Annotated in this window: 11 protein-coding genes and 1 tRNA gene; 6 read left to right on the top strand and 6 right to left on the bottom strand. The window is 69.7% G+C overall.

Translation table 11 applies throughout. The features are described from left to right. The 3 genes from ACWGIU_RS11130 to ACWGIU_RS11140 form a co-directional block, all read left to right on the top strand. Positions 1 to 1,180: MFS transporter (locus ACWGIU_RS11130; protein ID WP_453704533.1), on the top strand; the 1,180-nt coding region annotated here is incomplete at its 5' end. A gap of 483 nt (positions 1,181 to 1,663) precedes the next feature. Beyond that, a complete protein-coding gene (locus ACWGIU_RS11135) occupies positions 1,664 to 2,737 on the top strand; it encodes a hypothetical protein (protein ID WP_453704535.1) in 1,074 nt (357 codons plus the stop codon). After that, complete coding sequence (locus tag ACWGIU_RS11140; protein WP_453704537.1) at positions 2,734 to 3,267, top strand: hypothetical protein; 534 nt, start codon at positions 2,734 to 2,736, stop codon at positions 3,265 to 3,267. The genes ACWGIU_RS11135 and ACWGIU_RS11140 overlap by 4 nt, the downstream gene beginning before the upstream one ends. A 1,911-nt stretch (positions 3,268 to 5,178) precedes the next feature. On the opposite strand, the gene ACWGIU_RS11145 is transcribed toward ACWGIU_RS11140, so the two are convergent. From ACWGIU_RS11145 to ACWGIU_RS11155, 3 genes are all read right to left on the bottom strand, one after another. Further along, a complete protein-coding gene (locus tag ACWGIU_RS11145) occupies positions 5,179 to 5,424 on the bottom strand; it encodes a hypothetical protein (protein ID WP_453704539.1) in 246 nt (81 codons plus the stop codon). A 606-nt stretch (positions 5,425 to 6,030) separates the two neighbouring features. Beyond that, positions 6,031 to 7,119, bottom strand: coding sequence for a helix-turn-helix domain-containing protein (locus ACWGIU_RS11150; protein WP_453704541.1), 1,089 nt, complete (start codon positions 7,117 to 7,119; stop codon positions 6,031 to 6,033). Positions 7,120 to 7,191: 72 nt separating this feature from the next. Continuing rightward, a complete protein-coding gene (locus ACWGIU_RS11155; protein WP_453704543.1) occupies positions 7,192 to 7,824 on the bottom strand; it encodes a hypothetical protein in 633 nt (210 codons plus the stop codon). Positions 7,825 to 8,009: 185 nt separating this feature from the next. On the opposite strand from ACWGIU_RS11155, the gene ACWGIU_RS11160 reads away from it, so the two are divergent. From ACWGIU_RS11160 to ACWGIU_RS11170, 3 genes are all read left to right on the top strand, one after another. Beyond that, the gene (locus tag ACWGIU_RS11160) at positions 8,010 to 8,507 is read left to right on the top strand and encodes an NUDIX domain-containing protein (RefSeq protein WP_453704545.1); all 498 of its coding nucleotides are present in this window, start codon (positions 8,010 to 8,012) and stop codon (positions 8,505 to 8,507) included. Between the two features lie 1,275 nt (positions 8,508 to 9,782). Beyond that, a tRNA-Arg gene (locus tag ACWGIU_RS11165) sits at positions 9,783 to 9,855 on the top strand. A gap of 231 nt (positions 9,856 to 10,086) precedes the next feature. Further along, positions 10,087 to 10,923 (top strand): nitroreductase/quinone reductase family protein, encoded by an 837-nt coding sequence (locus ACWGIU_RS11170; protein ID WP_453704547.1) that lies wholly within the window; start codon positions 10,087 to 10,089, stop codon positions 10,921 to 10,923. Here ACWGIU_RS11170 and ACWGIU_RS11175 read toward each other — a convergent pair. The 3 genes from ACWGIU_RS11175 to ACWGIU_RS11185 form a co-directional block, all read right to left on the bottom strand. Then, positions 10,826 to 12,172, bottom strand: coding sequence for an ATP-binding protein (locus ACWGIU_RS11175; RefSeq protein ID WP_453704549.1), 1,347 nt, complete (start codon positions 12,170 to 12,172; stop codon positions 10,826 to 10,828). The genes ACWGIU_RS11170 and ACWGIU_RS11175 overlap by 98 nt on opposite strands. Before the next feature lie 132 nt (positions 12,173 to 12,304). Continuing rightward, on the bottom strand, positions 12,305 to 12,508 hold the full coding sequence (locus ACWGIU_RS11180) for a hypothetical protein (RefSeq protein WP_453704551.1): 204 nt from the start codon (positions 12,506 to 12,508) through the stop codon (positions 12,305 to 12,307). A 160-nt stretch (positions 12,509 to 12,668) separates the two neighbouring features. Beyond that, entirely contained in the window at positions 12,669 to 14,606 is a 1,938-nt protein-coding gene (locus ACWGIU_RS11185) for an MFS transporter (RefSeq protein ID WP_453704553.1), read from the bottom strand. Positions 14,607 to 14,755 lie beyond the last annotated feature (149 nt).

The following is a 14,755-nucleotide window of genomic DNA, read 5'->3' on the forward strand; positions in this document are numbered from 1 at the left end:
CGCCGTACTGCCCGCCCTCTGCGCCACACAGATCACCAGCTGGGGAATCGTCTACTACGCCTTCCCCGTCCTTCTCCCACGCCTGACCGCCGACACCGGCTGGTCCACCAACGCGGCAACGGCCGCGTTCTCCCTCGCGCTCCTGGTGTCGGCCGTCGCCGGGATCCCCATCGGCCGAATCCTCGACCGGCAAGGTCCGCGCGCCGTCATGACCGTCGGCTCCACACTCGGCGCACTCGCCCTCCTCCTCATCGCCGCCGCCCCCAACCTGGCCCTGTTCACGGCCGGTTGGCTGCTCGCGGGCGTCGCCATGGCCGCCACCCTCTACCCGCCCGCCTTCGCCGCCCTGACCCGCTGGTGGGGCCCCGACCGCGTCCGCGCCCTGACCATCGTCACCCTCGCCGGCGGTCTGGCCTCCACTGTCTTCGCACCCCTGACCGCCCTCCTCGCCGAGCACCTGAGCTGGCGGGCGACGTACGCGGTCCTCGCGACGATCCTCGCCGTCATCACCATCCCCGCACACGCCCTGGTCCTGCGCGCCCCCTGGCCGGCCGCCCCACCGCAGCCACCCGCCGTCGACCGCACCCCCATTCCGCGCAGCCGCCCGTTCCTCCTGCTGGCTGCGGCGTTCACCCTCTCCGGCTTCGCGATGTACGCGGTCGTCATGGGGCTCATCCCCCTCCTCACCGACCGCGGCGCCACACCCACCCAAGCCGCCTGGGCGCTCGGGCTGGGCGGGGCAGGCCAGACCCTGGGCCGCACCCTCTACGCGAGCCTGTCCACCCGCACCTCCGTCACGACCCGCACCGTTACCCTCATCACCCTCGGCGGCGCGACCACCGCAGCGCTCGCCGTCGTCCCGGGCCCCATCCCCCTCCTGGTCCTGCTCGCGGTCCTGGCCGGCGTCGTCCGCGGCAACCTCACCCTCCTCCAGGCCACCGCCGTCACCGACCGCTGGGGCACCACCCACTACGGCCGCCTCTCCGCTCTCCTCGGAGCCCCTGCCCACATCACCGCGGCCCTGGCCCCCTGGGCATGCGCCGCCCTCGCCGGCCCCCTCGGCGGCTACCCGCACCTCTTCGCGGCGCTGGCCGCCATCTCGCTCATCGCGGCGCTTCTGGCGGTGATGACTGGGAGCGGCCTCGGCCGACAACCGCTCAGCAAGGCGGACCTGCGGTAAGGGTGCTCCACCCCATCGGGGATCCACCCGTCAAGGTGTCGCCATGCTCCGGACCGCCTGCCTCCCCGGCATCCACAACCAGGCCGGACCAAGGACTTGTTCAGCGTGCGGCGTGAAGAGACGCATCTCGCGGCGGAGCACTCACCACGCGCATCCCGTTCCGAACGACTCAAGCCACCCCGGACGCGAATCAGACATCGGAAGCGCTTCGGCGACGCCCCCACCGCCCGACAAAGGCCCCACGCACCCGACATCGCCGAAACGCGCAGGTCACAGGGCCCGAGATGGACGTGGCCGAGGCGCGCGCCAATCGAGGCGACCTCGACCAGCCTGATCCGGAGCGGTCAGTCGGCTACCAGGCGTGTGCCCGGGAAAGTGTCCGGGAGGACGCTGCACCATCCGCGTACGCAGACCAGCTGACCAGGACGTTTGTCCGTCCGAGTCGGGCGGCCCCAGCGGGGTTTCCGACAAGGTTCGGATGCCGTGGTCTGCGAGGTGGACGGTCCCGGCCAGCGCAAGCAGGACCTCATGCGCTGGTACGCCGACACCCTGAGCGGAGTGGTGAGCCATGCGGCCGAGGTCGATGCCGCTGCCGTACGCGCTTTGCGCGGCAGCCACGGCGCGGATCCGCACAACGCCGGCCATGCGACGTACACCTCCCTCGACCAGGAGATGCTCCCGCGAGCACTGAAACTGGCCGGGCTCGGCGAAGAGGCCAACGCCAAGCAGCGGAAGGAACTGCAGCGGCTCTGGCAGTCGCTCGGGGCCGAGGCCCGGGCCCAGTTGTGGACGCAGCACCGCGACGATCTCCTTGCGGCCGGACTGCTCCGTCCTCAGGTCAAGCAGGTCGCCGCGGACGACGGCGCCGGCCCGTACGACGTCGAATCGCCAGGTATGTCGGATTACTGGAAGCAGATCCAGGCCCACGGCATTTCCAACTCCGGCGACTTCATGGGCAAGACCGATGCGGCCCGGCACATGGATCACTACATCAAAGGCACCGGCAGGACGCTCGACCTGGACGTCGATCGCATGCTGGCCGACGACCCGGCCCTGCGGGACCAGGTGGCGCGGATCCGGGCCACGGAGCAGGACGAATGGCGGCGCCAGGCACTGGAGGCCTTCGAGAAGTCAGGCGGCAAGCCTGTCGCCATCCCCGTGGAATCCGGCAGCAGCGGATACGAACACGAAAAGGGCCCGGACGGTACGAACAACTGGTACCTGGCCGTGGGCAGCGGCATGACGAACACGACAGGGGTGGTCACCGCCGTCCCCGGCCCCGACGGGAAACCGCAGGTCAGCATCGACTACCAGGTCAATGTGTGGGACCGCTACAACTGGGACGAGACCAAGGCCACGCCGATCGGACCGACCACCGTCACCGATGCCGACATGGCCCGCATGCACACGACAGGACTAGCCAGGGAGTTCGACATGCGAGGAAGCAGCTCGGTGCAGCGGCACGATCTGTCGGCGGGCGGATCCTGGCCCGCTCCCGAGGACACCGGGCGGGACGGCACCCGCACGGACATCGGCCGCAACGAGGCGGCCCGATGATCGGCGCGCAACGCCCGGGGCGCGCCCCGGCGCTCGCCGTGGCGGCGGTGGTGCTCGGCGCGCTCGCCGCCGGATGCTCCGGGGCGTCCGGAGGTAGCGACGGGGATGGCGGCCGCTCGACGGACCGGGGGACGTCCGACTGGGTCGAAGGGGCCACCGCTGAGTCCATTGCCCAGACCCTGCATGTGGAAGTCCCCTCGACAGCAACTCACACCGCGGCGGCGCACCGCAGGGGGTTCCAGGACGACGGGTTGATCCTGTCCTTCGTCCTGCCCGCGGAAGCCGTGGAGCCCTTCCTCACCCAGCTGAAGCCGGAGCAGCCCCTCAAACTGCGCGAGCAGCCCTTCGCCGCGGAGGCGACACCGGCCACGCCGTTCGCACGCCTGGGGCTCCCGGAACCGGATTCGCTCCCCAAGGTCACGGAGGGCCAGGTGTGCGCTCCCTGCAAGGGCGACCTGAACTGGCTCAAGGTCGCGGTGGCACAGATCGACGAACGGAGCAGCCGCGTCTACCTGAGAGGGGTCGACTGACGCCGGTACGAAGCCACAGTACGGCTCGGTTGGCGTTCGGGCGTCCGAGGAAACCGCGAGACCTAGCCGTCTTCGCGTCCCCGAGCACGGACAAGGCCAAGCCACTCAGGACGCGGAGCGGGCACCAAGTGGAGCTCCGGCGGCACCTCCACCGTCCCGACGGCCAACCCGGAACCCCGCTGAGGTCGTCCGACTCGGGCGGAACGTCCTGATCAGCTTGCGTGACGGCTGAAGGCGGGGATGTGCCGTGCACGCTACGCGGGCAGCATGCACGGCACGTTCAGATCCAGTTTCCCCAGCCGAACGTGGCGATGTAAGCACGTCGGACAGCGTCCCACCCACGACCACCGCCGATGTGGATTACAGCCAGGGCAAGGATGAACCAGGACGCGAGTCCAGCAGTAACGATCAAAGCCCATCGGAGGCCGGCGAAACCGGCCACCACGATCAAGGCGACGGCTGTCACCCCCAGTCCCAGATGGGCGGCGGGGAGATCCGTACGCAGTGCCGCGCGTACGGAACGGCGTTCGTCATGAACGTTCCGGCTGTACTGGGCGGCAGTCGAGTCGGCGCCGCTCGCCCTCTCAGAGTCATCGTCCACGGGTAGCCCCCTCCAGATAGTGCAGCTCCAGTAACCTACGTCCAACCGCGATCTGGCTCGGTGTGCGCCAGGGGGCATCCCCAACAGGGGAATTTCCACTCGCTTGACGTTCTCGGGCCCGGCGCCACCTGACACTCTCAATTACCACACCCCGAACAACGGACATGAGGCAAATTCGGCCGGGCCGGGAGCACGCCGGTATCGGATAATTGTGTCACTGTCGGCGACATAGCACAGGATCCGAACATTCTCGCCGACCGGCGTTCTTGGAGAATCTCCACCCTGGCCGCCAAAATGCGAATTGCGCGAAATTCTGCCACCCTCCGGAAACTCATTAAGAGTCCTTTCCTGCCCCGCTCCCGCAACACCCCACCCATACAGGCAAAATTCCCAGAACTGAGCCTTCCGCAACAGCCCTTCGGCCCCCGGAGTCGAGCTTCGGGGGCCTAAGTATGTCGGTCAGCTGCTGCGTGACCGACGAGGGCCCGCAAACCATCGAAACTAAAGCAGCCGAAGGCCGGGCGTACGGAGGAAGTGGGCCATTTCAGCCCACTCGAATAGACATGCAGCCAGAATGGCGGATGCCGTTGGCGCGGAGAACTCCCAGTTACCGCTCCTTCTCACGCCCCGCACGTCACCATCTTCCATCAGGCTCACAGCGAGGCCCTTCGTCGTAAATTCCAGCTCGACGGAGTCCCCCTGAGGCAGACCGAACGCTTCGCCCAGAGGTAGGCGGACGAGGCGGTGACTCGACATGCCTGGCCTTCCAAACTGCCGGCGACACCCGCCCGAAGCTGCTTGCGGACCAAAATTCCCGGCGCTGCCAGCCCGTGGACTTCCAGCCTCTGCCCACTCTGGAGGGTTACGCCCCAATCCTCCCACGCTTGTGCGGCCGGTTCGGGGGCACGCCCACGGTCTCCAGGCCGCCGGGTCAGGATGACAGACCCCATAGGTGTATTACCGCTCGCATACACAGCCTCCCGGTGCACAGGCTCCCGCCAGATGGTGAGGGAGACATCTCTCTTCAGTTCCACGTGCCATATCCTCGCGTCTGTGCTCGGCCGGTTGCTTCCAGTGCTCTATACGCAGCGTGGCCCACAACTTTCCCCCTTGGACCAGCCCTCGGCCCACGACTGGCGCCACCTGTCGGAACCCCCTGAACTCCAACCCCAAGCGGGCCCGCTCCCATAACGTGACGGAATCTTCCCTGGAAGCCGCCGCCTACGGCAGACCCAACGAGATACTTGGCTGCTTCGCCACCGGTCGTCTCATGCCCGATTGCCTAGTCGGCAATCAAGTGAGCCCGACGCCTACGCCCGCATCGCTGGGCTCACGGGCGAGCAGGCCCACGCCTGCCGCGCCCAGGCGGCCCGGTGCCGCGCCGAACTTGCCCAGGTCCCGACGCGCTCGCCGCGCTCCAGGGCGTGCTGAACGTCGTGCGGGCCGTCGACAGTGACGTGAACGAGGAAGCGGTGGAGCTGCGGCACAACATCGGGATGCTGCTGCTCGCCCAAGGCCAAGGCGTTGAAGCCCGGCAGGTCCTCGAACCGCTCCATCAGGACATGTGCATGGTGTTCGGCCCCGACGACGAGATGACCGTCGAGATTGCCGCGGCGCTGGCCCGGATCCGCCTGGGACCTCGACGGCGACGCTGCCAGGTAACCGCTCGTACACCCTTGCAGGCTCGGCTGGAGTCACTGAAGCAGGCCAAGGACCCGCACATCCGCACCATCCGCATCGCCCAGGGGATCCGCGGCGTCGCCCTCGCTCCGGATAGTGGCGACATCTTCGTACTGCTACGCGTGATGCCGCACGACAAGGCCATCGCCTGGGTGATCAAACAGCGCGCCAGCCTCGCTGCAACGCTTGTGAGGTACGGAACACGCACACCTGCATCCAGGCCCTTCGGCTTCCCTGTGCCGGTCGCCAGGTCCAGCTCCGCGACGACCGCCTTCGAGCCGCGGGCCGCCGACTTCCCCATTCCTCAGGTGTTCCCGCGGCGTCCGGCCGTCACCCCGAGGCCCGGCGACCTCGCTCACCCCGTGCTGTCCGGTGCGCTCGAACCTTCGGCGGGCATCCCTTCCACCTCATCGTTGCGGTCCCCAGGAGCCCCTGCAGGAACGGACCGCGGAAGGGCGAAACCAAGGACGAGGATCGGCCATTCAGGGCACCAGGGACAGGGCACGCCGAGGCTCCGATGCGGCCCGCTGGCCACCGCCGTCGACCATCGTCATGGTCAGGCCGAAGAGCATCTTGTTCATCTCGTCCGGCGTGAGGCCCAGCTCGGCGGCCACCGCCACCGGTCTCATCCCCGTGGAGCGCAGGCCCTGGAAGACCTTGGTGAGCACCTGGGACGTCTCCCGCTTCTTCATGCCTTCGGGCTCCGCCTTGCGGTAGCCCCGCTGGCTCAGCTCGGTACAGGCAGAACGGTACTGCCAGTCGGTGAGGAGTCCGAGGTCGTGCATGCGGTAGGTCAAGGCCATCGCGGACACGTTCCAGATGGCCTTGCCCTTGAGGATCTGATCGACGTGGGCCCCAGCCGGCATGTGGCCCAGCACGCTCGAAGCAGGCATGAGGAAGGCGCTGGCGAAGTCGTTCGCCTGGCGCTCGGCCTCAGGACCGGCACACTCTCGGTCGCTGCCGTGCATAACGAGATGTCCGAGTTCGTGGGCGGCGTCGAAGCGGCTGCGCTCGGCGGACTTCATCGTGTTCAGGAAGACGAACGGGGTCCTCCCGCGCCAGACAGCAAAGGCGTCGACTTCCGCATAGTCGGGCGCGAGCGAGAAAACTCGGACGCCGTGCGCCTCCAGGAGGTGCACCATGTTGGGCGCTGGGGAGCTCCCCAACCCCCACGCCGTGCGGACCATCTCGGCCGCGGTCTCGGGGTCGGGCTTGCCGAGAGAGGGAATGTCGGCAACCGGCAGACGGAAGCGTTCCTCGATCCAGTCATAGAGGAGCGCGGCCAGCGTTCCGGCGGCGCGCGCGGCATCGAGAGTGCGGGCCGGAGTCTTGCTTCGAGCACGCCACGAGATGCCCTCGGCGGGCAGCTCGTCGATCTCCGGACCGGTGAAGAAGTCTCCCGGGAAGCCGAGCGCGCCTGCGAGCCGCTCCACGGTGGTACGTCGGGGTGCCGTCCGGCCGGTCTCATAGTTGGACAGGCTCTGAAGCGAGACCCCCGCGAGTTGGGAAAGCTCGGCGAGGGTCAGGCCCCGGCGCTTTCGGGCCAGCGTGATGCGGGACGGGGTCACCATGGTGAGACTGCCTCGGGATCCGGATGGTGCGGGTGGGGCGGCCAGTATCGCGGCCACCCCACATGATGGGGCTCAGCGAAACTCGACGGAAATGTCGATCTCGTCGGGTCCATCTTCGTCCGACAGTTCGATTTCGTCCATCTCGATGACCGGCAGCAGTATCCGCTGCTCCCACTTCACGACGAACCCGCGATCGACCTGACCGGGCAGCGACAGCTCGCTGTGGATCCGCACCCCGTCCTCGGCCTTCACCCGGTACGAGACGAGGAACCAGGTCTTGAGCTTCAGGGCCTCGTCTTCATCGAGGAGGACTTCGTTCGGATCGACGGGCGGCGGGAAGAGCCCGAGCTGCACATTGTGTTCGGCGGCGCGCTCCGTGGCGGCGCCCCTCTTGTGGAGGTTGGTGGGGTGGAGGCTCGCGCTACCGGTGGCCGCGTCGCCGACCATCGTGCCGATAGCGAGCGTCTTCTCCGGGTTGCAGACGAGTTCGAGATGGTCGTGAAGAAGCCGCTTCCAGCCCTCGTGGCGGATGTGCGCTTCCCTCAGCATGCGCACATGCTCCTGATAGGCGCGCGTCCCGGCAGTGTTCGCCGGATGGTTGGGGGTGGCCGTTCGCCGCGCCGCCTCGCCGGCATACAGAGCCGGGTGCAGGTACTCCAACTTCGTTCCCAGCGCCGCCAGCTGGGCATGGACGCCTTGGGACACGGAGCCTCCGATGATTGGGCAGGAAGTTATAAGGAGGCTACCGCAAACGAGGCGTCAGTTTTATAAGTTTTCCCTCCACGACCCTAAGATGATGCGTAGTTGCCACCCACCGAATGTCGCCGACCCTCGCACGGCTTCAGAGCACGCCGCGGCCCGCTTGGTCGCCGGCCCGACGAAGGAACCCTGTGGCTCAGCAGACCAACGGCCCCTCCCAGGACCTCAAGCCGGCGTTCGACTCGATGACCCTGCTGGTCGCGGCGGTCATCGTCCACGACCGGGCCGCCCATCGCGTCGTGCTCCTCCAGCGCGGCGAGACCGGCAAGTTCGGCCCGGGCTTGTGGGACCTACCTGGCGGCAAGAGCGAGCCCGGCGAGCCCATCACCGAAACCGCGGTCCGCGAGCTCTGCGAGGAGACCGGCCTCACGGTGAAAGCCGACTCGCTCGAGGTCGTTCACGTCATCCACGGCGCCTGGGGCGTCGAGGCTCCCAACGGTTACCTAGCGGTCGTCTTCGCCACTCACGAGTGGACCGGCAAGCCCGAGAACCGCGAGCCCCACAAGCACTCCCAGGTTCGCTGGGCCCATGTCGATGCCCTGCCGGACGAATTCGTCCACACGTCGGGCAGTGCCCTACTAGCCTTCCTGCACGGCGGCCCCCAGGTCACGCTCCGAGGGTGGTCGTAGACCCTTGAGGCAGGAGAGAGCCATGTCCGATTCGCCTTGGGACACCGCGCTGTACGTCGCCAAGGTCTGGAGCCGCCCCGAGCGCCGGCAACTGATCGTCGGTGGCGCCACCGTTCCCAAAGCCCGCACGGAGATGACCGCGGATCCGGTCACCGGGGAGATCCGCAACCACCGCGTCGACCCCGCTGCCCACACCTATTACGAGAATGGCGAGAAGGCGAAGAAGAAGGTCCGCGGGACGAAGCGGTTCTTCGCCTCAGGCCGTGACGACGGGTGCTGGAGCCGCGTGATCCTCTCCTTCTCGCACGTCGCCGGCGGTGAGTACGAGGACGAAGCGGCGGTCGCGGTAAGGCAGCTCACGGCCCTCAGCAGCGCCCTTCCGCACTGCATGAGCATGTCTACGACGGGGCCTTCCGGGGCGTCCACCGCGATGCCCTCACGCGCCTCGGCCTCCGCTCACCCCGGTCTTCTACGAGAAGATCAAGACCTGCCGGAGCGGCCACGAGCTGGGGTGCAACGACGGCCGCATCGCCGAAAACATCCGCCTCGACGACGGCACACGCGTCTTCGAACCCGTCCCCGTCATCAAACTCGAGCACCGGGCCGGCAGCACCAAGAGCCGCTGGTGCCACCGCCTGAGGATCCCCTGCCGGCACGGGGCACACGACTACCGCGTTCCCGTCGGCATCACCACCACCGCCGAGGACCGCACCCTGCGGTGCGTGGACGGCGGCCGGCCCTTGAAGAGCGACAGCGAGCGCGGTTTCCACCGTGCCGAGCACCTCCAGCAGATCCCGCAAGACACCCTGGCCAACCCGTCTACCCGTACCGCGCCGACTCCGAGTCGGTCCACAGCCAGTTCGACCTCAGCCTGTGGAACCGCCGAGTGATCGCCTACGGCGTCGAACGCCAGAAGCTGTTCGTCCTGGGCTTCGCCCTCTCCCAGAACGCCACCAGCCACCAGCTCCACCTCGGCAAGGGCGCATATCGAGATCCACAGACCCCGCAGACACTGCGACGACCGTGCCCACAGAGGGCGCGGCCGTCGTCGCACGCCCGGGCACAGACGGGGCCAAAGCCATCCGGAACGCGAAGCGGAGGCCTGGGCGGAGCTCCGGCAGCGCATCCCCCGTCCCGATATCAGCCCCGCATGCTCGACATCGCCGATACGCGCAGGTCACAGGGCATGAGAGGGAACTGGCCGAACCGCGCGCCAATCGAGGCGACCCCGGCCAGCCTGATCCGCTAGGCTGTCAGCGGTCAGACGGCTACCAGGCCTTCGTAGCTCAGGGGATAGAGCACGGCTCTCCTAAAGCCGGTGTCGCAGGTTCGAATCCTGCCGAGGGCACGGACGAGGCCCCGCGGTCGATATCGATCGCGGGGCCTCTTCGCGTTGTGGTTACATAGCGCACGTGTCGCGTGACGTCGCCTACTGAGATGTGGGCCGGGCGGTGGTTGGGCAGGCACCTGTTGTCGAAGGACCGGGCCTATGGGCATGTACGCCACCGGCTACGGGTGATTTCCCTCCGTTGTTTCGCTGCCGTCGCACGCACACACACCGTGAGGAAATCCACACTCCGTGTCATCGTTCAATCACGCCGTCATCCAAGAGTTCAGGGCGAACGCCGGCCACGTCGGCGGGCCCTTCGAAGGTTCCGAGCTGATCCTGCTCACCACCACCGGCGCCAGATCCGGGAATCCGCACACCGTTCCGCTCGGGTTCGCCCGGGGAGACGGGGAGCTGCTCGTCGTCGGGTCCGCCGCCGGGGCCGACCGGCATCCCGCCTGGTACCACAACCTGCTCGCGCTGCCCCTCGTCCAGGTCGAGACCGGGACCGAGGAGTACCAGGCCGTCGCCGTCCCCGCCGAAGGGGCCCGGCGGGACGAGCTGTTCGCGCGGATCGTCCGCGCGGAGCCCGGGTACGGCGAGTACCAGGCGCGTACCCGGCGGGTGATCCCCGTCGTCGCGCTCCAGCGCACGATCGAGGTGCCCTCCCGTGAGGGCGGGATCGCCGGGAAGCTGCTCGACGTGCACGGCTGGCTGCGGGCGCAGCTGGCCCTCGTACGGGACCTCGCGCACGAGGAGCCGAGCGGCGCCGGGGCGGCCTCGCTCGGGCTGCAACTGCGCCAGCACTGCCTCGCGTTCTGCCATTCGCTGGAGTTCCACCACCGGAGCGAGGACGCCGGCCTCTTCCCGTACCTGGAGCGACAGCATCCGCACATGCGGGAGTTCTTCCGCCGGATCGGCGCCGAGCATGCCACGATCGCCCGCGTCCAGGCGGAGCTGGTACGCGCCCTGGACGCGCCCGGCGCCGGATTCAGTGAGCGGGTGGAGCGGATGAGCCGGGAGCTGGAGGCTCATCTGGACGGCGAGGAGGCGCAGTTGCTCCCGGTGCTGCGGGCCCTGGAAGCGTGACGCGGGCCTCGGCGCCGCCCGCCTCCCGGTTGCGGAAGGTGAGGGTGGCGCCGAGGACCCGGGCCTGACCGGCGGCGATGGTCAGGCCCAGCCCATGGCCCTTGTTCGTGCCCTCCGTACGGAACCGCTGCGGGCCGGTGGTCAGCAGGTACTCCGGATATCCGGGGCCCGAGTCCGTCACGGTCAGGGTCCGGCCGTCGATCGTGAGCGTGACCGGGGCGGCGCCGTGACGGTGCGCGTTGGCCACGAGGTTGCCCAGGATCCGCTCCAGGCGCCGCCGGTCCGTGTCCACCCTGAGGGGCCCGCGGACGCCACGCACCTCCAGGGCCGTGTCGGTGCCCGAGGCTCGGATCGTGCGCGCCGCCAGGTCGGCCAGGTCGTGCGAGTCCGGTTCCAGGCGTTCGGTGCGCGTCTCCAGGCGTGAGATCTCCAGGAGGTCCTCGGTCAGCGAGCGCATCGCCCGCACCCGGTCCCGTACGAGCTCGGCCGGGCGGCCCGGCGGCAGGAGCTCGGCGGCCGCGTTCAGTCCGGTCAGCGGGGTGCGGAGCTCGTGGGCCACATCGGCCGTGAACCGCCGTTCCGCCTCGAGCTTGCCCTGCAGCGACGAGGCCATGGTGTCCAGGGCCCGGGAGACCGCCGCCACCTCGTCCTTGCTGCGCGTGCGGTCGGCGACGCGCGCGTCCAGGTCGCCGGCGCTGATCCGGCGGGCCACCTGCGCGGTCAGGTGCAGCCGCCGGGTGATCCGGGTGACGACGAACGCGCCGATGAGGAGGGTGCCGCCGATGGCGAGCGCCGAGGAGCCGAGGATGGCCCGGTCCAGTTCGGCGATGGTCCGCCGGCTCGCGCGGAAGTCCACGGAGACGGCTATCGCGCCGCCTTGGGCGGCGGGCCCCGCCGCCCACATCACGGGCCGGCCCCGGTACGTGCCGACGGCCGTGCCGCGCCGGCCGCCGACGGCCAGGGCACGCAGCTCCGGGGGGAGGCCGGCGGGGTCGATGCCCTCGCCGCGCGGCATGCGCGCGCCGGTCTCGTAGGCCTCGGTGGTCCGTTCGAGCCGGGTCAGCGCCTTCTCGCGGGCGGAACCCACGGTCTGGCGGGTCATGGCGCCGTGCACGAGGCAGCCCAGCAGTGCCGCGAGCCCGCAGCACATGAGGGTGATGAAGACCGTGGCCTTCCAGGTGAGGGTGGAGGTCCAGGCAGGCAGCCGCGGGCGCGGCCGCAGCCGCTCGTCGCGCTGCGTGTCGTTCATGGTCACGTCACGGTAATGCGCGAGCCCCTGCGGGTGAGCGGCGGGATCCGGCCGGATCGCACCGGCTGAGGCCGGATGACGACGGACCGCACGAAGCCCTCCCGGCGGGCCGGAAGGGCCGTGCCATCACGGTCAGCTCAGGCCACTGCTGCGTTCGCCGATACGGTCGCCCTGCGGAGTGCCTGCCCGCTTGAGCGCGGCCTTCGTGTGGGGGCCGCCCTTGACCTTGCTCCGTACCGGACCACTGAAGCCGTGTCCCGGGGCGCGCGGCGGTTGCGCCTGCTCGTGCGCCTTCGCGATGGCCGCCCGGACATCCCGCTTCTGCTCTTTGTTCATCCCGTCGTCAACTCCTTCGGGAAGCACCCAATCGGACTACTGGGATCGTATGCACATATGCGGACCAACGCACCCGGACCGATATGTAAAGAATTCCGGCCACGAGCCTCGACCAGGCACGCGATCAAGGACGCGAACACGCCCGCGATCAGGCACGCGATCAAGGACGCGGCGGAGCCGGCCGCTTCGGCTGGCCCAGCGTCTGGTGCACCAGGTCCTCCGGGCAGGGCGTCCCCCGCGGCAGCTGGTACTTCGCCGCCACCCGGTACTCCCCCGGCGCGGGCGCCAGCAGCTCCGTCCACACGTCCCCGGTCTCGTCCGGAGCGGCCTTGAAGAGGCATCCCGCTGTGTTCGCGTACTGCTTCCGCAGCGCGCCGCCCTCCCCGCTCCCGCTTCGCGCCTTCGAGGCGAAGGTCTCCTGCGGCGGCGGTACGGGCTTGCCCGCCGCGTCCACCAGCCCCAGCCACGGCGAGTGCGGGATCCGCACGAGCACCCGGCCGGGCCGCTTCACGTCCACGACCAGCTGGTCGGCGCTCGCCCGCACCACGGTCGCCGGCCCGGCCACCAGGTCGGTGGGCTCGTCGACCTTGAAGAGCTGCCAGTTCGCGTCGCCCCACACCTGCTGGAGGTACGGGAGCCCCGCGCGCACCAGCTTCGCCTCGTCCTCCCCGCCCGAGTCGGGTTTGTCGGCGGGCAGCACCACGTAGTGCACGGCCCAGCGCTCCAGCCAGGCCCGGTAGCTGTCGGCGCTGAGGGTGTCGTCGTAGAAGAGCGGGTTGCGCTCCAGGTCGGCCTGCCGGTTCCAGCCGCGCGCGAGGTTCACGTACGAGGGGAAGGCGGAGGACTCGCGGTGGCTGCTGGCCGGCACCACCTCGACCCGGCCCCGCTCGGCGCCCGCCTTCTGCAGCTGGTCGACGAGCGGGGCCAGCTCCCGGCTCCAGGCGGCCAGCGGGGTGGTGCGGACGATGTCGGTGACGCTGTTGGTGGTGATCCAGGCGTTCAGCCCGACGAAGGCCAGGAGCACCGCATACCAGCGCCGCGAGCGCGGAAGCTCGTACGGGAGGGCCGCGAGCAGCGCGACCCCGCCGAACAGCATCACCAGGCGGGTGACGTTCGAACCGACCTGGGAGTCGATCACCCAGGTGAGGAAGACCCCGAGGACGTAGACGGCCGAGGCGATCCGCATGGTCTTCCACCGCCTCGGTACGAGGAACACGATCAGCAGCCCGAACACGAACGGCAGCCCGGCCGAGCCGATCTTCATCGGCTGCGTCCCGGAGAACGGGAACAGCCACGCCGACAGCCCCACCACGGCCACCGGGGCCAGCCCCAGCGCGTACGCACCCGGGCGTCGCGCGCTCAGGAACAGCGCGGCCGCGATCACCCCGAGGAAGAGCCCGGCGACGGGGCTGGCGGCGGTCGCGAGGCCGGCCAGCGGAGCCGCCACCGCGGCCTTGGCCCAGCGCCGCTCCGCCCACTTGCGGGGCCAGCAGAAGACGGCTGCGACGGCGCCGAGCGCGAACATCACGCCGAGGCCGAAGGTGACGCGGCCCGAGAGGGCGTTGCAGAGCAGCCCGTAGACCCCGGCGAGCGCGGGCCACAGGGGCTCGCGCACGGCCCCGCGGCAACGCGTCAGGATCAGCGCGAGCAGCCCGGCCGAGACGGTGCCGGCGATCATCATCGTGGTCCGGACACCGAGCATGTGCATGAGGTACGGCGAGACCACGCTGTACGAGACGGGGTGCATGCCGCCGTACCAGGCGAGGTTGTACGCCGAGTCCGGATGGCGGCCGACGAACTCGGCCCAGGCGTCCTGCGCGGCCAGGTCGCCGCCGCTGTTGGCGAAGCAGAAGAACCAGACGACGTGCAGCAGCCCGGCGAGGACGGTGGCGACGACCACCGGGTGGCGACGGGCCCCGTCGAGCACGGCCCCGAGCGGGCCGCGGGGCAGCCGTATACCTTCGGGCACGGGCGTAGGTGCGGAGCGTACGGCGGATCCGGCGGACCCGGCGACCACGGCGCCCGCGGCGGACGCCTCGGGCACGTCGGCCGTCGGGGTGGCCCGCGGGCGCCGGCCCTGCTGCTCAGCGGTGGTCACTGCCGCACTCCCCAACCCATGAGTCCACGAACGTCCCGGGGGCCAAGACGCGGCCCGGCGCCCCGGGGTTGCCCGGGGCGCCGGTTGCACGCGCTCAGCGGAGGTCAGCCCACGCGCGTGAGCATGCTGCCCCGCCCCCGCGCGGGCCC

The sequence above is a fragment of the Streptomyces sp. NPDC054840 genome (assembly GCF_053611065.1).